This is a genomic window from Mycoplasma paraquilae, from assembly GCF_048284415.1.
Classification (GTDB): domain Bacteria; phylum Bacillota_I; class Bacilli_A; order Mycoplasmatales; family Metamycoplasmataceae; genus Mycoplasmopsis.
Map to the genome: position 1 here is coordinate 51,926 of NZ_JBLVZU010000002.1, position 24,989 is coordinate 76,914.

Here is a 24,989-nt window from a genome sequence, read left to right on the forward strand (position 1 = left end):
AAGGGGAAATATGATAAATGAAGATGAATTAATGAGCAAGCTTGCACAAAAGGAACAAGAAGCTCAGAATGAAAAAGAAAGTAAAATTGAACAATTAATTAAAAGAGATTTAGCTAAAGTAAAACAAGCTGAAAAGCGAGCAAAAGAGAAGAAACAAAAAGAAACTGGAATTGCGACTACAATACGTTTTTATAATGGCGATGATGTTGCACGACTAAATAAGCTTAAAAAGCAACTAGCTGGTCAAAAAGTTTCTTTAAGTGCATATTTAAGCGATATGGTAGCTATGCAGCTTGCTAATGAAGAAAAAGAAATTGTTCTCAAGGATATTAAATCTGACTTATTTTATTCATTTAGAAAAAGTTTTTATGCATCATTAAGCCCTTTTCAACATAATATTATTGCTGAAATAGAAAATGTTGAAGATGAAGTAAAAATTTTAAACGAAAAAGTCGACTTAATATTACAAGCATTATGTGGATATAACATCACAAAAGATGATATAGAAAAAATTAATGTGCATAAAAAAGCAATGTTACAAGAAAGAGAAAAAGAATGAACAAAACGCAAGAAATTAGATGAAACACGAGAAGAAACACTCAATACATTTCAAAATTATGATATTGAACAAAAATTTGATAGTGAAATTCTAAAGGATGAAATTGATGATGAAATATTTGAATAAAAAAGTTAAAAATCTAATTTTATTAGGCACAAGTACAATTGGTGCTGTACCTTATTTTGTATCCGCATTCATCAACTATGATATACCTACCGGAGAATATGATGTTTCACGAGCATTGGCTGATATGCGAAAGAAAATATTAAATCGACCAATTGGTAGTTCTGGGTGAAGTTGGTCAACTAATAGTGAAATTAAGTCAATTGGAGATACTGTTTATTTAAAATTTGGCGAAAACAATATTTATCAAGGGATGCAATTACTTGATGATAACGAATTTATAGTCAGCACAGAGAGTTTAGGTTCTTGAAGTACAAAAACAAATTATAAGCGTAAATTAAGTATTCATCCGGATTTTGTGGAACAATTAATTCAAGGTATGGATGTAACTGTACTATACCCAAATGGGAAGAAAATTTTTTCTGGGTCTACAAATGTACTTATTAATAGTGATAAATGAAAACTATGAAAATTATCAGATACTGATACTAAACTTGATACTAATTGAGAAATACAATATGCTAAAGTAAATAGTAGAAAAACTTATACATCTACTGAAACTAAGTGATATATCACAGGGCTATCATTTACTTTTAAATATGAAGAACCTAATTTAAAAATTGATAAGTATAATGCTGATAAAATAGCTCAACAATATAACGATTTTGTTAGTGAACTAAAAAGTGAATGAAGAAAAGGGATGAATGTTACAACTGATACTGGGGGTGATATTTATACAGAATTACCTAATGAACACGAAAAATCAACAAAAGCTAATAGTGAATATTTAAATGAAGAAATTAAAAGAGTAAATTCCGCAATACGTAACAAGTTATCTAGCAAAATGCATTTAAGTTTAGACAAAATTATTTCTTTAAAAACAAGTATTGCTACTAATACTCACATAAACTTGTATTTAACATCTCCTTGAGGTGACTATTTAATTTATAAAAACTTAAAAGTTAATTTTATTCCATCAGAATACTTTAAGTCAAAAAATGTTGATAATAGATTAACAATTGATTTAGGTAAATGAGTAGATTTTGAAACTGGAACAACTGCATTAGTTAATGATAAATTAGTAAGAGTTGCTGGTGATAAAGAAATTAAGTGTAATGGTAAGAAATGTTATCTTGGTAAATACGAAGTGCATACTCCATTAAAAATTTCATTTACAACAGTTAATGAAAATGAGGTATTAAAAATCAATGGCAAAAGAATTGATGTTTTAAACAAATATTTCGAGGAAGAATTAAAAGATAATAGAAATAATGCTAACGATAATGAAAGAGTATTTGATAGTGGTGTTCAAACCGTAAATGCTAATGGAGAAGAAGTAGCAAAAACAGAAGAAAATTCACATAAGAAAAATGAATATAGAATTGAAATTTATTCATATGATGGTCAAGGAAATTTAGATAAGAATTTAGTTAAGCAATATGAAAAGATACTTGTAATTAATTCTAAAAGCATTCAAGAAGATTTTAAATGATATGCTTGAAATCCGGATGAAAATTATCATCAAAAAGTATTAATTTCACCATACAAAATAGATGAAGATGGAAATGAAATTAAAGACGAAAAAGGGCATAAAATACCTAACGAGCTTTATGATGCAAGTATTGATGTTAAAACTGGTACTAAAAAGCAAATAATTTGAGTACCATCTGAAGGCTTTAATCAAGGGGATGATTATGAAAAATATACTGAAAATGACAATGATTATATTTCGTCATGAGAGCATAAATATGATGAAAGAAGTAGTGAATATAACTATTACTTAAAAACTTTATTGCCTTATGGAGCAAAAACATTATTTAAGCCGGAATTAAAAGATGCTGGATTTATTGCCGAAGCTGTAGTACTTGGTAAGGGTGGATTAAAATCTTATATTGGTGATACAAAAGATGTGCATATCTTTAAAATATTTAGTGATAGCGATGTTTTAGGATACAATAGCGAGTTTGAAACAGATATAAATCAAAGTTCGGAAAATAATTATTTTAGTGAAAGTGGTTTATACCTAATTGTTCAAGATGGCCAAAACGCAATTTCGAACTTTAAATTTGTGCTTATTGATGAAAAAACAAATCCGCAAAGCTTATTTACAGATAATGTGCAAAATAAATACTTAATCCCGTTTTGAAATTCAAAAGTTGGTGCTGAGATGTATAACTTTATCTCAGATAAATATAAATTAAAAGATGATGTTATATTTTCTTTAAAATATGAAGATGTCATGGAATATTATAAATTGTTTATGAATGCTATTTATAATAATGAAAAATTTAATGCATATATTGCAATTACACCATTGCTAAAGAAATATAATGTGCTTACTAAAGAAGAATTTAATGAAAAATTTAAAACAAATGATACGTGAAAATTCAATGATATTAAAAACTACTTTTTTGATAACTTTAAAGGTAGTCAATATGTAGAAATAGATAATGTAACATTTGATGATAATAATAATGTTATTTTGCATTTAAAACTAAATTCATTTAACATTAATCACAAACTCAGTAGCGAAACAATATCGATACCATTAAAAATTAATGGGATTAATAAAACTGTTATCACGCTAAATTGAAATGCTAGCTACTTTCAAAATGAATTAAGCAATAGTATGAATGCTGATGAATATAGCAATAAAATGTTAAGCAATAAAGAAAAATGATTTATTAACTTTAACGATTGAGACAAACTGATTGCTACAGAAGAAAAAAATAATGTTTTCGTAAAATTTGGCATCGTTTTGAAACCGGAATTTCAAGATAAATATTTACTTGCCGGTAGTTCAACTTTTATGATTGATATTACTGGTAAATTTGGGAAAGGTAAAAAGCAAAATACCAAAAATATTTTCGAAAATTTTGGTGAATTAACAATAAATTTAAATGGTGAAACTGATGTTGAAAAGATTAAAAAGTTAATAAAAGAAAAAATTGTAACCTATTACAATTCTCTAATTCTTGATGTTGATTATGAAATTAAAAATTTAGATACTGTAGCTAATGAAAGAAAATTTGTTGAATTGCTTTTAAATAAGGATGGTATTGGAAGCAAATATTCTACATTAGAATTAACTGCTAAAGAAGGTAAAAATGGGCGTGTATTAGTAAAAGTATATAACACTGCACATAGTATTTATGATAAAGAAATTGATTTAAGTAAAATTGTATTAAATGAAGTTACAATTAAAAATGCAAGTAATACTGAAATGTTAACTGAATTATATACAAAAATCAATAATCAGTTAAAAGCACACAATATCAGCGTGCCTAATGATATTGACTTTACCATAAATAGTGATTTAATGTTAAGCATTTTGAAAAGAAAAGGCTCTTTTAAAGCAACATTAATTGGTAAAAATGCGATGTTGAAAAATACTACAACTATAAATATATTGACTAATATTGATGCTAATACAAAAGAATTAATTGACTTAAATCAAATAGATAGCTTAAAATCCTTAAAATTCAATGAGAATAAGCTTTCAGTGCTTAAAAATAAATTAATAAACAAAATTAGTAATTACTTATTTGAAAAATATTATTTAATTCAAAACAAGGATTATAAATTCGATTTGAATGAAATTAATAAAACATTAAGAGAAGTAATTAAAAGCGATAATGTTGAGCATAGTGGATACATTAATATTTATGGAATAAATAATATATCTACTGGTACTAAAGCTTTTGAATTCAGTAATAAAACTAATAAAGAAATTGAAGATGATTTGGTAGATATTATTGATTTAGATAATATTCCTAATTGAGAAGAGCATTCTTATAGTTTTAATAGTATGAATTTACTAAGAAATTCGCTTATTAATGATGTAGTTGCATATCTAGCTAAGCAAAAGCTAACAATTTATAAGGATTACACATTTGATATTGAGGAAATTAATAAAACTATAAGAGATGTGGTAGTAGGAGATGGAAAAATACATAAAGGCTTAATTAATGTTTACGGTGTTAATAATAGAAGTCAAGGCACTAAAGCGTTTGCATTCAGCAATACGACTGATAAAAAGCCTATTGATGATTTAAATAAGCAAATAATTATAAATGGAGCTGTAAAAGTCAAAGATTTAAGCGTAATAAAAGGCGCAAGCTTTATATATAGCGAAAACGACCTAGAAACATTAAAATCAAAATTTATTGATGATTTAAGTAAATATCTTGATGCAATATATGGTATTAAATACAATATTGATTACAATTTAGATGTTAATGAGTTGAATGAAGCTATTAGAAATGTTTCAAAATCTGATGGTATTATTAGAAGTACATTTGTTAAACTTCATCCTTTAGGTGATGTTAAAAATGATGGTTATGTAACATTAATGAACCGCACAACGCAACAAATTAATGATAATTTAACAAATAATATCAATGATAAGCGAGATGACAAGAATATTGCTAAGCGCGTTGTATGATTTATTGGTATTCCACTTGCATTATTAGCGGTGGGTGCTAGTTCAGTATTGGGATGATTTATTTATGTACGTAAATATCGAAATAAAGTTAAATAGAAATAGCAAGGGTTTCCTTGCTATTTTTGTATAATCTTAATAATAGAAGAAAGGACACTCAGCCTATTGTAGAACCCTGCTGAATGTCCATATAATAATTATATCAAAAATTCAGTAGGGTGCAAAAGAAGAGTGATGAATAAGATGAGAGAGAGAGAGAGAGAGAGAGAGAGAGAGAGAGAGAGACTAGCGCGCTAGTCGCAAATAAATCAAACAACTCAAACTTGCACAGTGCAAGAAATGCAAAAAATGATGAGTTTTATACTCAATATGACGATATTGCAAAAGAATTAAATCATTATAAGGAACAACTTAAAGGCAAGAACATTTTATGTCCTTGCGATTTTGACTTTTACCTTTTAAGTGAAGATGAAAAGAAAATCATTCAAAACGGAAAATTGCTTGAACAATATAATGATGGGTTTAATTTTAGTAGATTTTTAAGAGCTAAAGAAGATGAGTGAAATTTAAATTTAACGTTTAGTGCTTATATTCCCGAAACTAATGAAGGTGTACCTTTTCAAGAAAGTATAAAAGAATTTGCTAAAAAACATCCGGATGGAATAATTATAACTAATCCACCTTTTTCTTTGTTTAGAGAATTTATTGAAACTATAATGGAATGCAATTTAAAATTCTTAATAATTGGTAATAAGAATGCTATTACATATAAAGAAGTATTTAAATATATAAAAGAAGATAAATTGTGATTAGGATATACAAATGTTAAAACATTTAAGCAAGCTGATGGGAGCTTTAAAACTTTCGGGAATATTGGATGATTTACTAATCTTGATGTTGAACCTAGACACCAAAGATTAGTACTTACTGAAAAATATAATGAAGAAAAGTATCCTAAATATGATAATTATGAAGCTATTAATATTGATAAAGTAAAAGATATCCCCTATGACTATGAAGGATGTATGGGGGTGCCTATTACTTTTCTAGATAAATATTGTCCAGACCAATTTGAAATCATTGATTTAAGTCGATATGCTAAAAAAACAATAGGAACAAAAAAAGACGTATCAATTAATGGTAAAGATGTTTATATGAGAATAATTATTAAAAACAAATTAGTTAGAAAGGATAAATAATATGAACCAAGATATTATAAAAATGAGTATTGAGGAAGTTGTTGCAAAAGTTAACGATGGAAAAATCATTTCTGATATTTCAATTCAGAGAGAAATTGTATATGATGCTAATAAACAAGCCTTGGTTATTGATAGTATTGTAAATGATATTCCTTTACCGGCCTTTTACTTTTGAGAAAATGAAAATGGTGTTTATGAAGTATTAGATGGGAAACAAAGAATTGAGGCAATAAAAAACTTCAAGCATAATGATATTCAATATAATAATAAAAACTGAAAAGAATATGGAATTTATAATCCTGACTTACAAAATAAAGTTAATAATACTTTATTAAATATCATTGTTTGTCGTGGTGATGAAGAACATAAAAGAAATATCTTTTATAGAATAAATACTTTAGGCGTGCCTTTAAGCGATTTTGAAATAGTTAACGGTTTATATAATGGAGTTTTTATCAATACATTAAAGCAAGTATGTAATGATGATAAGAACTTAAGAAAAGTGTTTAAAGAAAGTAATAAAGCATCAAGAGGCACTAAAGAATACTGAGTACTTAGCAAAATAGTTGAAAAAAAAGATTTAAGTAAGATACTTGATTACGTAAAGGAAAATAAAGATAGTGTTACAAAACTAGAAGATGACTACAATGATAAATTAAGTCCCGTTATTGATATAATGGTAACTATGTTAAATAGCCCAGCAAATGATAAGGATATATGGTTTGAAATTTTTTCTAAAGCATTAAAGAAAAATAAACAATGTAAGTCTATTTTAAAAGATAACAAACCTGTATTAAATGATAAGATTGCTTATTATGATGCATATTTAAAAAAATCAAATTTAATTGATAAAAGAGAATATTATGAAAATATTATAAATGGGTACTTAGAAAATATTAATCTTGATAAAAATAGATTGTTCTCAGATGCTATAAAAAGAGAATTATTTGATGAAAGTCAAAAAGAACTAATGGGCAATAAAGAAGCTGTTAAATGTAATAACTGTAAGAAATACTTTTATTACGAAGACTTACAAGTTGACCACATATATCCTTGAAGCAAAGGTGGAAGCACAACAAAAGATAATGCGCAATTATTATGCGGTAGCTGCAATGCGAAAAAATCAAATAAATAATAGCAAGGGTTGCCTTGCTATATTTTATACTCTTTAATTAAAAGCTCTATGATTTGTGAGCGGTTCATTATATTACCTTTTTGTGTTTTGATAAATTCAAGTTTATCAATAGCTTGTTGGCTTAAGGTTATAGAAATAGCTTTCTTTAAACTATTATTGTTGTTTGTTTTGGTTTCTTCTACGCTGTAACTAGAAACTCTTTCTTTTAAATTCATCTTTCCTCCTTATTTGATAATCATACTGTCGAGCATTGGTATAAAAACATATTTAGATAATATACCTAGCACGATAAAAAGAATAATAAAACCTAGAATATATTCAAATATTTTCATTGTTAAATTCCTCTTTTATTTAATTTTTAGTGATTTAAAGTAATTGGTTAATACGCTTTTGTAGCTAGCGTATTTTTTATATCCTAAAATAGGTTGATTGTACATTAATACATATCGTCTTGGTGATTGTGAGTTTTTAATTCGATGTTGTGAAATAGGTAAGAGTTTAAAATGGTCTTTTAATTGAAATATTAAATCTTCCTCTATTTCGCTTCGAGCATTTGTTATTGTAGGCACTAATGATAATATTTCAAGCTTATGATTTTCCTTTTTAGCGTTATTTATAAAGTTTATAACGTTGGTTAATCCGCTAATAGAGCTAAAATCTGGATTAAAGGGTATTATTAAATATTGTGAGCCTAATAAGGTGTAATATAGCAAGTTGCTTAAATTAGGGCTTGTATCAATAATAATATAGTCATATTTCTTGCTTGATATGATTTCATCTATTATTTCATTAGGTAATTTAAATTTCTTCTTTTGTTCCATTAATGATAATAATGTTTCATCGAATTGGCTTAATTCAATTGATGATGTTATAAAATCAATGGTGTTTTTTGAAATTATGGTTTGTTGATAAGAAATATCATTAAACATTATGTCCCAAATAGAATATTTTGCTTTTGGTAAGTAAAAAGTTTCAGCCACATTATTTTGTGCATCAGTATCAATTATTAATACCTTATAACCTTGTTGTGCTAAATAAACTGCGTGGTTAGTGGCTAATGTTGTTTTTAAAACACCACCTTTGTTGTTTAGATAAGTAAGTACTTTTGTTTCCATTTTTCTTCTTTCTATATATATTATATCACAATATAAAATATTATAAAATAATATATTTAATATAAAAGTACTCTTTTTTTAGTACTAAAAGAAATTTTAACCATATTATAAAATAATATTTTATAATATAAAAAATACTTGACTATATAAAAAACTATGCTACAATATTAATGTAATCATTGTTGATTACGATGTTGAACGGGTACGGGTGTAACATCTTAATGAAGATGCGCCACAAGGAAGCATTAAGATAAGCCTATTGTACACCGCGGTGGCTAAACTAGGATAAATGTATACAATTTAGTAAAGGATATGTAGACTGGCTAACTAAATAGTGATTTATCAATAGGTGTACACATATGATAAAAAATCCACTTTAATTAGTGGTTTTTTATATTACCTTATAATCTAACATAATATAAAATATGATAAACAATATTAAAATGCTCTATTTTTTAGTTCTAAAATAATTTTAAATCATAATATAAAATAATATTTCATAATATAAAAAATACTTGACTATATAAAAAAACTATGCTACAATATTAATGTAATCATTGTTGATTACGATGTTGAACGGGTACGGGTGTAACATCTTAATGAAGATGCACCACAAAGTAAGCATTAAGATAAGCCTATTGTACACCGCAGTGGGACACTTGGATAAATGAATACAAATAGTAAAGAAAGAGGTCATACTTGCTATATAGTGATTTATCAAAAGGACGCTCGGTTGATTTAAATCTACTTTTTAAAAAGTAGATTTTTTTATATTACCTTATAATCTAATATAATATAAAATATGATAAATAATATAAAAATTCTCTATTTTTAAGCAATAAAATAAATTGAAACCATATTATAAAATAATATTTTATAATATAAAAAATACTTGACTATATAAAAAACTATGCTACAATATTAATGTAATCATTGTTGATTATAATATTAAACGGGTACGGGTGTAACATCTTAATGAAGATGTACCATGAGGAAGCATTAAGATAAGCCTATTGTACACCGCGGTGGCGCACTTGGGTAAACGAATACAATATGGATAAGGAGGCAGAGAGTGGCTGTCTATATAGTGGTTTATCAAAAGCTCTCGACTTAACTAAAATCTGCACTTGCAGATTTTTTTATATTTATTCAAGTCAAAAATATTAAAATTATATAAAGGAGATATATGGAAAAATTAAACATTATTAATATAAGAAAAGATAACATTTTAACGCGCAATAATGAAACAATAATATTTAATGCTGAAGGTAGCATATTATTATCTCATCATTCAGGATATAATAATAGACCACTAATTATATTTGAAATAAACAACAAGACTTATTACTTACCTATAAGAGGAGCAAAAGATGCATCAAAAAAATTGCCTTTTGAAGTTGAGATAACTAAAGATGATGATTTAAATGATAAGTTATCTAAGAATTCTTGAGTTGATACAGCTAATATTCAAATAATGGATAGTGATAAGTTTCATAAAATTTATAGAGAAAAACAATTTTATACATTAAATGATTTAAAAAGTGAAAAACAGCTTGAGATAATATCAAATATATTTTTAAATATAAATAATCAAAAAGCTACAATTCAAGAAATTGATTTTGATAATGACTTAAAAGCCTACTCGAAAATGATTAAACAGAGAAATACATACAAAATTAATGATGAAAAAGCATATGAATTGTATAAAAACACACTACTTTATAATTTAGGTAAATATATTTTAAAGAATAGTGGTGAAAATGATATGTTTAAAAACTATAAAGAAAATAATAATGTATATGAAATTGGTGAACTATACGATATCATTGATAATGATATTAAGCAAAATGGAATTAGAACACAATATGGTAAGTTGATACCTCAATTTAAAGTAATAATTAGTAAAGATATTACAAAATATCCTTTACCTTTATTAAAAATAAATGATGATATGACCTCATTAGAATTTGTGAATATAGATGAATTTACTTTTATTGTGCTTAATAATATAAGCAAAGAAAAAGAAACTTCTAAAACAGATGAATTACTAAATAACGATACATTAATAGAAGATGGCGAAACTTTAAATAATGATGAAGAAATTATAGAAGATAATGATGGAGTAATAAAAACCAAAATATAAAAATATTTTTAGCTATAACTTAATTTTATGTGTTATAATATTGCTAATATATTTATGAACAGCTGATTATTCGCTGTATTTTTTTTGACTTTTTTTATAATTAAATAATGAAAAAACTAATTAATATTGCACAATTGCAAATGCAGCAATTTGTTGATACATTAAATAATAAAGAAAAAGAATTCAGAGAAAAGATAAGAAAAGATAAATTCCCAACGTGAAATATATGTCGTAGAAAACAAAAGAAATTTATTACAAAGTACGGTACATTTTTATTAAATATTACTATGTACGAAACTAGAATAAATGGAAAAGTAAAGAGATTTACATATTATCACGATGATATTATGAAACAGATAATGAAATATAAATATGATTATGAGTTAATGAATGATTTATGCTATAAGTATCTGAATGGTGAAAATATTGGGTCCATTAATGGAAAAAGAATATCAGCTAATCATATTAAATATTGAATAAAACTACTTGGGATTGATAAAAATATAGAAGAAGAAAATAATAGATTAATTGATGAAATAAAATCAAAAAAGCTAAATGATTGTAACTCTGATATTGATATTGAAATAGATGATACATATAATGGTGTAAACTCTAAAATAAGTTCAAAAAAGCATTGTTTTAGACAAGCTGTTATTCACTCTAAGCAAGATAATACAATAGGTAAAAATGGTGTAGTGATGCTAATGCTTTTAGGGGATAAAAATTCAAAAACTAGTGGTAAAAAAATTAATGATTTTGAAAATCATATTTTAAACAGCATTAATGAATTTACAAGCAAAGGGACAAAATTATATCTAAAAGCGGATGGCGCAAATTGAATAAAAACAATTGCTAATAATATACAAGCTAATTACGTTTTAGATTTATTTCACTTAAAATTTGTTACAAGAAAGGCTATAGGATATTCTAAACATAGTAATAATCCATATAAAAATTTCTTTAAAAATTGATATTCAAAAACTTTTAATGCTCGATGATATGATTTATTCGAGTATGTTTTTGAATACAAAACTTTACAAGATTGTGATAGTTTGATGAATATTTTTATGGCTGAATTTGATGAGCTTAAATACGAAAATAATGAGCTGAAAGCACACATTAGAGCATTTATAAAATACATCGATAATAACAAAAAGGGGATATGAAATAAAGAAGGAAAAAGAATAAAACGTTCTTGTTTTACTGAATATTTTGTATATGCTAAATGCAAAAAACACATTCAAAAAGCACAGGCTTTATATAGTTATGAAGCTATAAAATTAAAAATAATGTACGGAAATCTGAAGTCTGGATACTGTACATTATTTTATTAGCAAAAATGTAGTGATGCAGATTTGATGCACGAAATTTAAAAATTCATATTACTATGTAATATGTTTTCTAATTTTTGTCAAAGTGATGCAAATTTGCATCAGATTTTAATTTACTGATGCAGAATGATGCACTAAAAAATGCTTAAATTAAATTACTACGTAATTTACAAGATAAAAAACTGCACCACGGTAAGTGGTTTGATGCAGTGCTTATCTTGCCTTAAAAGGGCGCGCATACGCACGCGTGTAGTTTTTTCTATGAAAAAATTCGATTGGAAAAAACTGGAAAAAGTGAAAAAAATAGAAAAAATATTAAAAAAATTGCGAAAGTAGTATAATACTATTGAAGTAGCAGATACGCTACATACTTAATTTTCACGGTTCCAAAATATTTTTCACTAGATTTATATCCTTTTAAAATACCATTTACATCATATACGGCATTAGAGCTTGAGATTATCATTTTTTTTATTTTTTCATCAAAGGCATTAATATTATTGATTGGGACAAAAATTAAGTTTTTATTAATATCATCAATCTTCATCGAATCTGCATTATTAATTCTTGAAAATAACTCTTTATAATAATTAAATAAATCTAAAAAATCATCGAATTGAGAAACATCAGATTCAAATCATTCTTCGAGAGAAATCTCTTCTAATGTCTTAAGGCTTTTTTCATTATCTGCAAAAAGAAGATTTTCTGCTTTATTATTCAAAAATTCCTCAGCTTCTTTTTCTGAAGTTACAAAATAAGCCTCAGCTTCCACACCTCTAATTAATGAAAAATCACTAATTATAATTTTTGAAATATCAAAAACATAAAATATAAAAGGAATATTGCTTTCACCTTTTTTAAATTTTCAATTAAAATTTATATTACCTCTGAGAACATAAAAATCTGAGTCAGAAAATTTAAAAATAATTTTAATATTCTTTAAATCAGAAACAACGTCTCTATCATAACCAGTTTTTATATTTATTGATTTTAATTTATTAATTGTGAAAATTTTTACTATTTTTGTAGTTTTATCATTTAAAAGTTTCTTTATTTCTTCTTTTTTTACTATATTTTCTTGATTATTCTCTAAAAATTTTTTTGAAATTTCTAAATTGAAAAGTAATTTATATTTATTATTCATGTCGATTCCTTTCTAATAATAAAAATATATTAAAAGGCTACATGTAATTTTACATTAACCTATAACAAGGTTATGTCTTTTATTGCTATTAAAAATATACCATTTTTTAAAAAATAAAAAAGCAGTAAAAACTGCTTTTGGAGTTATGACTATAAAAAAGCAATAAAAGACATAAACCCCGTGGTTTTTATATTGCTGTAATTATTATAATAAATTTTTACTAAAAATAAAAATAATATATCTTATTCTTTATATTTCTGAGTAGAAAAAAATAAAAATTTCTTTTAACATATTCAGGTGCAATCTTTAATTTTCTGTAATAAATTATATTTACTTTTAATTTTTGATGATGTTCCATACAAATTATTCCCATATTTTTTGATCTTCTGTTAATTCATCACTTATTTAATATTTAATAATTTCAATAAAATTGATATTTATAAAAAAGAAAAAATAATTTATTATTTGATTAATGTTTAAATTTTATTAAAGTTTCATAGACTTGTACAATTAAATGTCATTTTAAGCAACAAAGGAATTAATGTAATTATAACAATATGTATTTAGTCATACATACTATGCTAAGTTCACTTTTAAGTGAACCTACTTTTATAATAAATTCTGGCAATGGATTTTAATATGCCCATGAAATGCACATAAATTTAATCGAAAGTAAAGTATGTAAAATTCATATTCAAGAGCATGCAATTCATTAGATAACAGAGGAATGGAATATTGATTTTAATTTATAAAACATAATTTTTACCATGATATAGTTTGCAAATCGCTTACGCTAGAAGAATTAAATACTCTAACAGATGAATTTATTAATTTATGCAACAATAAAAGAATGTGATAAATTTAGTATAAAAAACATCAGTGCAATATGAACTGATGTACAAAAATATTTTTTTATAAACTTTTAATGTCCTAGTTTACTATTTAGCCTTATATTCTCGAACTATTATTTTAGCTTTACTTAAACCTACAATTTTGGCCAATTCTTCTAACGAAGCATTTTTGATTGCTTGATAAGTTTTAAAGTGTTTTAATAATGCTTTTTCGCTTTGTGGACCAATTCCTTTTATTTTAGTTAAATCATTGCTTCTTGCTTTCAGAGCAAAAGACCTGCTCATCACATTTTTAGCATAGCGATCAACACTATATTGCATGTTAGAAAGTAAGTTGTAAGCGTTCTTACTAATTGTTAAAACTTCGTTATTCTGATTAATTAAATTTCTCGTTCTATGATTATCATCTTTAACTAATCCATAGACTTGGATGTTATTTATATCTTGTTCCTTTAATGCGTATAAAGCTTCTTTGATTTGCATTATAGCACCATCCACTATAAAAATTGTGCCATCATTAAGCATAAAACGTTTTTGAGCTATAAATTTAGCCACAGTTAAATACATCAGTTGCACATCAGATTTTTTATCCATGAGGGTTAATTGTTCACTGTGATCAAATTTAGAGCTTTTTGCATCAATAGCAGAAGCATTTTCTCAACAAGTAACCACTCCTACTGGAGCACTTAGACCAAAATGCGAGTTATCAAAAATAAAAATAGAAGAAATTTTATTACCTTGATTAAGTACAGTTTCGAGCTCAGCTCAAGCATTTAATAAGTTAGCATTCTTGCGATATCATTCATCATAATTTAATTTTATGTTTTCTTCATTGTTTTCATTTGCTAATAATAAGATTTTTTGTAATATACCTTGCATCGGAAAGGTAACTCGAAAACTAATTTTAGAATTATTAAACTCAATTTCACTATATGTGTGAGATAAAAGTATTTTATCTGGCAGTTTATTGTTTTTATAATATGTTTCTAAATATTGTGCAATGAAATCTTCAAGCAAAATATCAGATCAGTAAAAATTATGAGTGTGTTGAATTTGAATCCCTGAACGATAAAAGACTTTTTGCACAGCAACTGCATTATCATGTTGAATGAATGAAAAAACATCAATATCATTATAATTTTGTAATTCAGCAATTTGCGTGGTTTTTATATTTTCTAGCACACTAATAGCATCACGGTATTCCATGGCTAATTCGAAGTTATAATTGTTTGCAGCAGCTTGCATTTTTTCTTGTAGCTTATTAATAAAACTATTGTCTTTAAATTTCAAAATATTAATAATCTGATCAAACTTTGCTTTTGAGCTAGTGTAAGTAAACTCTTTGATTTTTAATCCATTTTCATAAGTAAAATTACGCTCTAAAATATTTAACAAACCACGAAAATTACTATTAACAGGAAATGGTCCAAAGTAAAAACTATCTTTTTGATATTTGTCAAAGCGATAAGCTGAAGAAATAACTAATTCATTATTTTTCTTAATTTGCAATGCTAAATATGGATAACGCTTATCATCGGTTAATTCAATATTGTAGGCAGGTTTGTACTGCTTAATATAGTTTGTTTCTAAGGCTAAAGCATCTTTTTCATTATTGCAAAGGAAAATTTCAAAATCAAATATTTCTTCTAACATTTTAGGGGTTTTATATGAATTAATTGTTCCTTTAAGATATTGATTTAAGCGTTTATTTAAAGCCTTGGCCTTTCCAACATAAATCACTTGATCAAAACTATTTTTTCATAAATAAACTCCCGGAGTATTTGGAACATTTTTAACTTTAGCTCTTAATTTTTCTAATATTGCTGCATTCATATTTTAATTTTATCATTAAGGCAGAAAAAAGCTCACAGCCGTGAGCAAATTTCTATCCTTTATATTGTGTAAAGTAAAAAGTACTAATTTGAGATAATAACTCTTCAGAAACGCCTTTAATTGCAAAATGCTTAATGCCATTTTTATCTTCAATTTCATAAATAGCAAGCGCCTTTTGATCAACTTTATTATCTTCTATAAAATAATTGCGTTTAATAAATAAGTAATCTAAATAAGTAGTCGGGGTATAGTTAATAAAGTCAAAATTATTTAAATTGGCATACTTTTCAGCTACAACAGGTGCAAATTGTTCATTTGCTAAATCAACATGATTAATTAAGTTAATAATTAACTCTTTTAGATGATTTATATCTTTGGTTTTGAACAATTTATCTGAATAAAGAATAAAGTTTTGTTTAATTAAATTGTCATTTAATAATTCATCTGAGACAAATTCATCATATAAATTAAGTTTATTAATATCATCTAAAGTCTCGCTATATAAATCTATTAGCCTTTTTTCAATAACTGCATATTTAGCAATGTCTTTAAATATAGGCTTAAGCACAGAATCTAAATAATCTTGATAAATTTTAAGACTATATCTTTTATAAGTTTGATTTAAATCAATGCTATTATTAGTTTTTGAAAAATGTCATGTTAGATTTTCTAATACACTCTCATTTAATGTTTTATATAATTTAGTCTCATAGTTTGAATCAACATCATTTCGTATCACAATTCCATCAACCAATAAGACATTTTGTCCTATTTTTAAGCCCTCTACTGTTCCATTTGAAACTGTATCATAATTATTATCTGAATAATACATGTCTAGCATATCACCATTATAAACAATTCCGCTATCGGTTTGTTTATTACTTGGATCAAGTAATCTAGCCACAATATTTTGACCATCACCATCTAACGTGATATAACGAGAGTTACTTATAGGATACGAAGTAGCAGCTTGAATTAAATTACCAAATTGAACAATTTGATTTTTATAATTTTGTTCAGTAGAAGTACCTGTAAAAGGTTCCAAAGTTAATTTATTATTTTGAAAATCATAACCTGAGGCATATAACATATTAGTGCGAATTGCATCTGTAATAATATAGTTACCATATCCACTTTTTGATATTAAATTTAATTCATTTAACAGAGAATATGGTTGAATGGTAGTTTGATATTGTTCACTTAAAGCATTAGCGTTAGCTATTAATGCATTATCATTTATTTCTTTGCCGTTAATAGCCTTAGACTTATTATATGCAATCATCCCATCTTGAGCATAATAAGGTATAAAGTATTCTCATAAGTGAGCAGGGGTAGCTAATTTTTTACCATGAATGTCAGTAGTTAATTCATCATCATAAGAAGCTAAATGGTTAAACACAATTGGTGAATAAATTTCCTTTAACACATTAGCTAAAAATTGTGTATCTGATAATTTATTAAGTAATTCTTCATCAAAATTAGCGTGATCAACACTTTTAAACAATTTCTTAAAATCAATTTTTTTAATATGTCCTTTTTTAATTAAATCAATTGCCTGGAAATCACTGCCGATTCCAGCTATTGCTTTATTATTAACTAAGGCATTGGTAAATTCATTGATTTCATCAAAAGTTTTATATGTAAAATCTTTTTGTATTTTATCAATATTTGTTTTCGACATATAAGACTTGTAATTATAAAATGCAGGTTTAAATGGGTGAGAAAATTTAAAAACAGAAAGTAAAATTACTACTAAAGCAATTATAAAACTGCCAATTGATAGTAGTGCAATTTTAATCTTCTGAAGAGGGGTTTTTTCTTTCATAAATATCCTTTTTCTTTAAATATGCAATATTTTAATACAATCCAGAAAAAAGCTATTAAAAAACACCCAAAAAATTGAGTGTTTTGCATCATAAGCCGTGTTCTGTTCCGTATAAATGTACGGTGCTGACAATTTATCTAATATCTTACGATATTCCCAAGCTTCATTCATTTCTTAGCTTGAGTTCCTCTACCAAAATTTGAGTTTCTAGCTTGTGGAGTTTACCCGTTTCATTTCACTCGTCTCTGTGGCACTAGTCGTCTACAATTTCTTGCATCCAGGGCTTATTGGGCCAAGCACAAACACTACCATCATCGCAGATGGTGCTAGCACGGACTTTCCTCTACATTTCTGCAGCTGTCAGCTGTATGCTTATATATAATACCATTAATCTAATAGAAATTAAACATTTTCTTTAGAAGTCCATATCAGGAATTTCTAAATGATTATTCACTTGCTTTAGAGACATTTCAACATTCTTGTTTAAAACAAATTTTAGATAATCATAAGCCAGCATATTAATATTAGCTTTATATCCATCAATGTATAAGTTATGCGCATTAGCTAGTACCATTAAACTATATGCGTGTATTTTTTTATCTTTAATTTTTGATGGTTTAGTACTTTTAAATCAAATTTTATTAACTATAGAGATATTAACTGGTTCCTTTTCCTCTTTAATCTTAGCCATTGTTTTATCATCTACAACAATAAACTTGTGCCTACCTGAGCAAACTGAGACTTGATGATATTTTTCAAGCGCATCAGGTTGGAGCATATTTTCAATTAAGCGCTCATGTTCAAATTTACTATTTGCAATTTGCCATTCTTGAAAGCTATTTATAAACGAATTACTATGTCTAATATAAACTAATGCATAAATTATTGATAAGAATGAAAATCCTGCAACTAATAAAAGCACTAAACCAGTAATAAATAATGTGCCAGTTTCTTTATCGATAGCAATAAAGCAAATTGCTAAAATAAAACTCGGAACAAATAAAACTACGTTATAGGCCATTAAGTATTTTAAAGTCTTCTTAAATTTAATTCAGTAAGCTAAAATAGCTTGAAAATAGAAATCTTGAACTTTAATCTTATTAGAAATGTAATATCCAATATTTATATCAAGCTTTTGTATTGCTTGCGACATTATTTTAGGCTGAAAAACCATATGTAAAATATATATTAATGTAATAATCATATCTAAAAAAATTATAAACTATCTGTTTAAAAATTCAAAAATCAGATTTTGATTATGTAAAATAATGCATACTTTATTGATAAATGGACTTATTTGAAAAATAATTGGATATAATTTTTTCATGCAGAAAATAATTCAAATAAAAAAATCAACATTTCACCAGTGGAATAATCTAAGAAAAGCGACATTACTTGCCGGGATCACTATTTTAATATTAATTTTTATAGCAACCTTATGAAGATGAGCAATTACTTCAAATGATATTGTAGGCATAATTGATAAATTTAGTCCTGAAGAAAAAGCTAAATTAATCTCTGAAAAAGCTGTTCCTGCGGTATTACCTAGTTTTTGAGCAATAACTGGTACATTTACTTGAATCAGCAACTTAGCTATTGGGATCGGTTTAATTCTTTATGCAATTTATCCAAAGTCTTGAATTGCTCAAAGAGCATTATTTTTAGTTAATACATATATCACAATTACATTTATTGTGTTTTGAACATTAATTTTTCCAGTAAGTATTAAAAATTTTCAAGCTCAAAGATTTATTAATAGTACAATTGTACATTTCTTAAATCCATTAATTTGTTTCATTTTTGTATTCTTAAATCGCAAAAATATTCAAATTACTAAGGCCACAATATGACTTTCTAGCATTGTGCTAGTTGCTTACTGATTTTTTGCTCTTTTTCTATTTTTCCTAGGTCAACCAGTGCTTAACGCTTTAGAAGTTAATAACCCAACACCAAGTCTTTATAAACAATTAGCTTTAGTGGTTTATGATTTCTTGAACTTTAAGCATCCACTCTTTTATAAGGGTCATAATACTGCTGTAATAGTACTTTTAAACTTAGTTATTTTCATTGTTGGCTTCCTACTTACTCCTGGAATTGGATTTGCTTGAAAATATATTTTAAAAGTTCCTTATGATAAAGTGACAGAATCATGAAATATTCAATAAGTCCTATTTTATAGGATTAAAAAAATCTAGTTAATCAAAAAAGCTAACTAGATTTTTCTTTCTCTTTTCACGATATATATAAAATAATACTTTATAATTAAACTAAATTATGATTACAGAAGAATTAATTGTTAAAAAATCCACATTTATTGGGTATTTAATCCCTTTAACATCTAAAGATGATGTTAAAGATATTATTGCTCAATTAAGAAAAGAGCACAAAAAGGCTCGCCATGTTTGTCATGCTTATTTAATTAATCAAAATGGAGCAGAATCAGCTGGATTTAGTGATGATGGTGAACCTAAAAATACTGCTGGTAGACCAATATATGATTTAATAGCTTTAAAAGGAATATCTAACGTGCTAGTTGTAGTGGTTCGTTATTTTGGCGGGATAAAACTTGGCGCAGGTGGTTTAATACGTGCATATCGCGAATGTGCTTCAATAACAATTAATAAATATCTTGAAGAAAGGAATGAAAATGTTAAAAATTAATTATGACAAGCCAGGTTCAAGCCTATGCTTAAAAGCTGCTTTTGAAGGTCAAAATTTCCCTCAATGAGTTGCTAAAAAACAAGGAAGAATCACAAATAATTTGCAAACAAATGAAGCTTATGTATATTTTGATGTTAAACACCAAACACTAGATGAATTATTAGCTTTCTTTAAACAATTACCAGAAAGCATTAACTATTCATATGATATCGATGTTGAAAGCTTTGTATTAGAAGGGAAAATTTCTTATGATGCTACTTTAAGAGGAATTTATTCTAAAGTCGCTTTCGGAACAGCTAAATTATTTAAGAAAACAATTGAAAAAGAAGAAAAAGAAGCTAATACACTTTCTTTATTCTTAAACAGAACACAAGCTCAATATGCTGAAGAAATCAAGAAACTTGAAATCATTGCTAAAGCAGTAAATGATACAAGAAACTTACAAATCATGCCAGAAAACTTCTTAAATTCAGAACAACTTGCTGCTGCTATTGCTTCAGATTTCAGCGGAATTGCTAATTTAGAAGTTCAGGTTTTAACCAAAAAAGAAATTGAAGAATTAAACATGGGATTACTTCTTTCAGTTAACAAAGGAAGCACTCATGAAGCACGTGTAGTTATTGTTACATACAAAGGTAACAAAATGAATAAAAAAGACCATGTAGCTATTGTTGGTAAAGGTATTACATTTGATACTGGAGGTGTAAATACTAAAGGGTATCATATGGAAGGTATGAAGTATGACATGTCAGGTTCAGTAATTGCAGCTTATGCAGTTAAAGCACTTGCACAAATGAAAGCTAAAGTTAATGCCTCAGCAATTATGTGCATTACTGACAATAGAATTAATGCAGATGCTTCATTGCCAGAAAATGTTTACCAATCAATGAGTGGAAAATGAGTTGAAGTTGTTGATACAGATGCTGAAGGTCGTTTAGTTCTTGCTGATGGGATTTTTTATGCAGCAGATAAAATTAAACCTTCAACTATTATTGATGTTGCTACCTTAACTGGTTCAATTTTAGTTGCACTTGGAAATACATATTCAGGTATTTGATCAACTAACGATGATAAATATAAACTATTTGCTCAAGCAGCAGCCAATGCTCAAGAAAAAGTATGAAGAATGCCTCTTCATGAAGATTACAACAAAGGTAATAAAGGATCAAAAGTCGCTGATTTAGCTTCTTGATCACAAACAGTTCGTGTAGATTCTTCACAAGCTGCTATGTTTTTAAAGGAATTTACTAAAGATATTGACTTTATTCACTGTGATGTAGCTGGAACAGCTGATGTCCAAGGTGAACCACAAGGTTGCTTAGTGGCTACTTTAGTCGAATATGCTTTATTAAGTCAAAAATAATGACCATATTTAGTATTATTTTAGGTTTTTTTGCTTGTTTACCAGTATTATTTGGAAGTTATAAATTAATAAAAACTAAACAAGTTGATGGCTTTTCTGTTTTTAGCATTATGGTTTCTCAAACCGGGTCATTATGCTACTCAATTATGGGATGAAATAATCCTGAATACTTAGCAATTATTATTTCAGGTGGTGCTGTTTATTTTGCTAATGTACTGTTAATGAGCATTTACTTTGCTTTTAGCAAAAATATAGTCACAATAGGTAAATTAAAATTAAATCACTGAACTCAATTTAGTTTAAACCTAGGAATGTGATGTACATTCTACATAATTATTGCTCTTGTGTTTAGCTTTGTGCATACTGATTCACCTATTTTCGAGGCATTCTTCTCATTCTTAGCGCCATTCTTAATTGCTTTTGCAGTTATGCCACAAATTATTGAAACATTTAAAACTAAAGATGTTAAAAATCTTTCTTTGCCAATGTTTTCAATTAGCCAAGTCTTATGTACTTGTTGATTAATTTGATGATCTATTAATACTAATACTGATGCATCAGCAGCCAATATCATTGGTGTCTGTGCCCAAGTATTCTTCTTTTCAATTAATGCTATCCAAATTGCTTTAATAATAAAACATAGATACATTAAGAAGGATCAAGATCAAATAAAAATATAAATGAATAAATATCTACCACAATATTAAAAAAGGGTAAAATATAACTACTTAGTTAAATACAATATTAAAAGGAGAAAATTATGTTTATTAAAAATGTTGATAAAACAAGAAATAATGCAATGTTATTAAAAGCTGTTTTCAAAGGTGATTCATATGATAAAACACTTGTTGAAAAAAACAATGTTGTTACAGATTACTTTGATAAAAACGAAGCTTTAGTATATTTAGGTGAAGGCGATAAATTCAAATATGAATCATTATACGCTTTTGCTAAAGGATTCTTTGCTTCACAAGCTAGAGAATACCAAATCGATTTAGCAAGCTTTGCTAAAGGAAACTTAACATTAGCTTTAGTTGTTAAAGCATTTGTTGAAGCTTACAACTATGTAAATGCTGACATTTACTCAGCTAAAACAAGCAAAAAAGAAGAAAAATTTGCTGTTTCATTGCTTTCAAATGCAAACGAAGCTGAATACAAAGCAGAATTAGATAAAGCTGTTATCTTATCAGAAGCTGTTAATTTTGCAAGAAATCTACAAGTTACACCTCCAAACATCTGTAACTCAGAATGATTAGCAGACCAAGTTGTTGCTGATTTAGCTAAATACGATAACTTAAAAGTTACAGTATTAGACAAAAAAGCTATTGAAGAAAACAAAATGGGATTATTACTTTCAGTTAACCGTGGAAGTGTTTATGAACCACGTGTAGTTGTAATTGAATACAACGGAAATCCTGATTCAAAAGAAAAAACAGTTTATGTTGGTAAAGGAATTACATTTGACTCTGGTGGATACAACATCAAAACCGGAAGAAACATGCTTGGAATGAAATATGACATGTCAGGTTCAGTATTTGTTGCCTCAGCTTTAAAAGCTATTGCACAATTAAAACCAAAAGCAAATGTAGCTGCTGTAATGTGTATTACAGATAACAGAGTTAATGGAGATGCTTCATTGCCTGATTCAGTATGAACAAGTATGAATGGTAAAACTGTTGAAATCAACAACACAGATGCTGAAGGTCGTTTAGTAATGGCTGATGGATTAACATATGGTGTTAGAAAATTAGGAGCAACAAGATTAGTTGACGTTGCTACATTAACAGGTGCAATCTTAGTTGCTTTAGGACAAACATATACAGGAGTTTGAGCTACAAGTGAAAAAGCTTGAGAAGAACTTTCTACAGCTGCTAAAGAATCAAACGAACTTGTATGAAGAATGCCTTTAGACGAAGCTTTTGCTAAAGAAATTAGAAACTCAGTTGTTGCTGACTTAAAGAACACAGATTTAAGTGGAATTGGTGGTGGATCATCATCAGCTGCTATGTTCTTAAAAGAATTCACAGAAGATGTTGAATACATTCACTTAGATGTTGCTGGAACAGCTGATATTGCTTCACGTCCAACAGGTGTAATGGTTAAAACATTAACACAATTAGCTTTAAACAATAAATAATTATTAACTTAGAAATAGCATATTTTGCTGTTGCAAATGTGCTATTTTTTAAATGAAATATTGTGAAATTAACAATTATAAAAAATATAAAGCTAGCAGGATATTATTATGCTGATTCCATTCACAATATTATTTAAAAGTATAATAAATAAAATAAAACTAATAAGGTTTAACAAATAATGTCAAAAATAAAATTCAAAGATAAACCACTATACAAATACAATGCTGCTGCTTCATTTAATAATGCATTAGCATCGTCATTTATTTTTACTCTAATAGGGATTTATTGAATTTATCATTTTAACCCATTATATTTGCTAATTTTCACTTTTAACCCAATTACAATTTTTTACTATTTTCAAAGTTGTATTTATCTTTTTAAATACATTTCTTATATGCGTAAATATTTAAACCCTATACCAAATACTCCAATTGTACATAAAGAACTATGATATAGGGCTCAAATGACTATCAATTCTAGAATTAGCTTTTGTTTTCAGCATAATAGCCAATTAAACCAAATATATAGTGACTTACCAGAAACTAATGAACAAGTCAAGAAAGAATTCGACAATTTTTATGCATACATAGTTTCAAAAACCTGAACACAGCAATACCATAAATACCCTTGATATATTTTTGATAAAGCAAGTAAGAATCTTTTATCAAGCTTTTTGATAAGATATCAAAAGAAACTTTCAATTCAAATCAGAGTAATTCATTTAATATCTGATTTATTTGATACTTTATTTAGGTGATCAATTATTTCTCTTATATTTGGTTCAATTTTTGGATTTGTTAGCATAGCTTCGCTGCCTTTTATAGGGACTGATGAAGGATTTTACTCAGTTAAGCAGATTATTTTTCATACAGCTATGTGCTTTGTTAATATTTTTTTCACATTTATTATCTTATTTCTAGGAGTTCCATTAGATGAAGGTTTGCTTAAAAGAATCTCATATTACACAGTTATAAAAAACTGCAGCAATTTAGACAATAGTATTTTGATTTCAATACTATGTTGCTATGATCAAGAATTTATCCGAAAATTTATATCCTATAGTAAAAGAAGAAACATTAAGAATTGAAATAATATTTAAATCATTTTTTATGAAAACATCTTTTAGAG

18 protein-coding genes and 1 other RNA gene are annotated in these 24,989 nt (G+C 26.7%); 12 read left to right on the plus strand and 7 right to left on the minus strand.

Annotated elements, in window-relative coordinates:
* The first annotated feature begins 10 nt into the window (after positions 1-10).
* From ACNQ12_RS01375 to ACNQ12_RS01390, 4 genes are all read left to right on the plus strand, one after another.
* The gene (locus tag ACNQ12_RS01375) at positions 11-685 is read left to right on the plus strand and encodes an Mbov_0398 family ICE element protein (RefSeq protein WP_418036995.1); all 675 of its coding nucleotides are present in this window, start codon (positions 11-13) and stop codon (positions 683-685) included.
* Complete coding sequence (locus tag ACNQ12_RS01380) at positions 666-5,222, plus strand: Mbov_0399 family ICE element protein (protein ID WP_418036997.1); 4,557 nt, start codon at positions 666-668, stop codon at positions 5,220-5,222. The genes ACNQ12_RS01375 and ACNQ12_RS01380 overlap by 20 nt, the downstream gene beginning before the upstream one ends.
* Before the next feature lie 224 nt (positions 5,223-5,446).
* A complete protein-coding gene (locus ACNQ12_RS01385) occupies positions 5,447-6,322 on the plus strand; it encodes an adenine-specific methyltransferase EcoRI family protein (protein ID WP_418042106.1) in 876 nt (291 codons plus the stop codon).
* A 1-nt stretch (position 6,323) separates the two neighbouring features.
* Positions 6,324-7,457, plus strand: coding sequence for an HNH endonuclease family protein (locus ACNQ12_RS01390; protein WP_418037001.1), 1,134 nt, complete (start codon positions 6,324-6,326; stop codon positions 7,455-7,457).
* 17 nt (positions 7,458-7,474) lie between these two features.
* On the opposite strand, the gene ACNQ12_RS01395 is transcribed toward ACNQ12_RS01390, so the two are convergent.
* Together ACNQ12_RS01395 and ACNQ12_RS01400 are read right to left on the minus strand one after the other, a co-directional pair.
* On the minus strand, positions 7,475-7,672 hold the full coding sequence (locus ACNQ12_RS01395) for a hypothetical protein (RefSeq protein ID WP_416756167.1): 198 nt from the start codon (positions 7,670-7,672) through the stop codon (positions 7,475-7,477).
* A gap of 132 nt (positions 7,673-7,804) precedes the next feature.
* Positions 7,805-8,572, minus strand: coding sequence for a ParA family protein (locus ACNQ12_RS01400; RefSeq protein ID WP_416754248.1), 768 nt, complete (start codon positions 8,570-8,572; stop codon positions 7,805-7,807).
* A gap of 1,186 nt (positions 8,573-9,758) precedes the next feature.
* Here ACNQ12_RS01400 and ACNQ12_RS01405 point away from each other — a divergent pair.
* Together ACNQ12_RS01405 and ACNQ12_RS01410 are read left to right on the plus strand one after the other, a co-directional pair.
* On the plus strand, positions 9,759-10,715 hold the full coding sequence (locus ACNQ12_RS01405; protein ID WP_418037003.1) for an Mbov_0400 family ICE element protein: 957 nt from the start codon (positions 9,759-9,761) through the stop codon (positions 10,713-10,715).
* A 107-nt stretch (positions 10,716-10,822) separates the two neighbouring features.
* A complete protein-coding gene (locus tag ACNQ12_RS01410; protein ID WP_418037005.1) occupies positions 10,823-12,049 on the plus strand; it encodes an Mbov_0401 family ICE element transposase-like protein in 1,227 nt (408 codons plus the stop codon).
* 340 nt (positions 12,050-12,389) lie between these two features.
* Here ACNQ12_RS01410 and ACNQ12_RS01415 read toward each other — a convergent pair whose 3' ends face one another.
* The 5 genes from ACNQ12_RS01415 to ACNQ12_RS01435 form a co-directional block, all read right to left on the minus strand.
* Positions 12,390-13,190 carry a hypothetical protein gene (locus tag ACNQ12_RS01415; RefSeq protein ID WP_418037007.1) on the minus strand — a complete coding sequence of 267 codons (801 nt, stop codon included), beginning with the start codon at positions 13,188-13,190 and terminating at the stop codon, positions 12,390-12,392.
* 938 nt (positions 13,191-14,128) lie between these two features.
* Positions 14,129-15,874, minus strand: coding sequence for a GIY-YIG nuclease family protein (locus ACNQ12_RS01420; protein ID WP_418037009.1), 1,746 nt, complete (start codon positions 15,872-15,874; stop codon positions 14,129-14,131).
* A gap of 52 nt (positions 15,875-15,926) precedes the next feature.
* The gene (locus ACNQ12_RS01425) at positions 15,927-17,699 is read right to left on the minus strand and encodes a type 2 periplasmic-binding domain-containing protein (protein ID WP_418027359.1); all 1,773 of its coding nucleotides are present in this window, start codon (positions 17,697-17,699) and stop codon (positions 15,927-15,929) included.
* Positions 17,700-17,785: 86 nt separating this feature from the next.
* Positions 17,786-18,071, minus strand: an RNA gene (gene rnpB, locus ACNQ12_RS01430) — RNase P RNA component class B.
* Positions 18,072-18,114: 43 nt separating this feature from the next.
* Complete coding sequence (locus ACNQ12_RS01435) at positions 18,115-18,852, minus strand: hypothetical protein (protein ID WP_418041864.1); 738 nt, start codon at positions 18,850-18,852, stop codon at positions 18,115-18,117.
* Between the two features lie 172 nt (positions 18,853-19,024).
* Between ACNQ12_RS01435 and ACNQ12_RS01440 the strand changes: the two genes are divergently transcribed.
* The 6 genes from ACNQ12_RS01440 (at position 19,025) to ACNQ12_RS01465 (ending at position 24,960) form a co-directional block, all read left to right on the plus strand.
* A complete protein-coding gene (locus ACNQ12_RS01440; protein WP_418037013.1) occupies positions 19,025-19,864 on the plus strand; it encodes an MAGa3780 family membrane protein in 840 nt (279 codons plus the stop codon).
* A 109-nt stretch (positions 19,865-19,973) separates the two neighbouring features.
* Positions 19,974-20,360 (plus strand): IMPACT family protein, encoded by a 387-nt coding sequence (locus ACNQ12_RS01445; RefSeq protein WP_416754865.1) that lies wholly within the window; start codon positions 19,974-19,976, stop codon positions 20,358-20,360.
* On the plus strand, positions 20,347-21,723 hold the full coding sequence (locus ACNQ12_RS01450) for a M17 family metallopeptidase (protein ID WP_416754864.1): 1,377 nt from the start codon (positions 20,347-20,349) through the stop codon (positions 21,721-21,723). The genes ACNQ12_RS01445 and ACNQ12_RS01450 overlap by 14 nt, the downstream gene beginning before the upstream one ends.
* Positions 21,723-22,403 carry a PQ-loop domain-containing transporter gene (locus ACNQ12_RS01455; protein ID WP_416754862.1) on the plus strand — a complete coding sequence of 227 codons (681 nt, stop codon included), beginning with the start codon at positions 21,723-21,725 and terminating at the stop codon, positions 22,401-22,403. The genes ACNQ12_RS01450 and ACNQ12_RS01455 overlap by 1 nt, the downstream gene beginning before the upstream one ends.
* A gap of 80 nt (positions 22,404-22,483) precedes the next feature.
* Entirely contained in the window at positions 22,484-23,860 is a 1,377-nt protein-coding gene (locus ACNQ12_RS01460; protein WP_418037015.1) for a M17 family metallopeptidase, read from the plus strand.
* A gap of 464 nt (positions 23,861-24,324) precedes the next feature.
* A complete protein-coding gene (locus tag ACNQ12_RS01465; protein WP_418042109.1) occupies positions 24,325-24,960 on the plus strand; it encodes a hypothetical protein in 636 nt (211 codons plus the stop codon).
* Positions 24,961-24,989 lie beyond the last annotated feature (29 nt).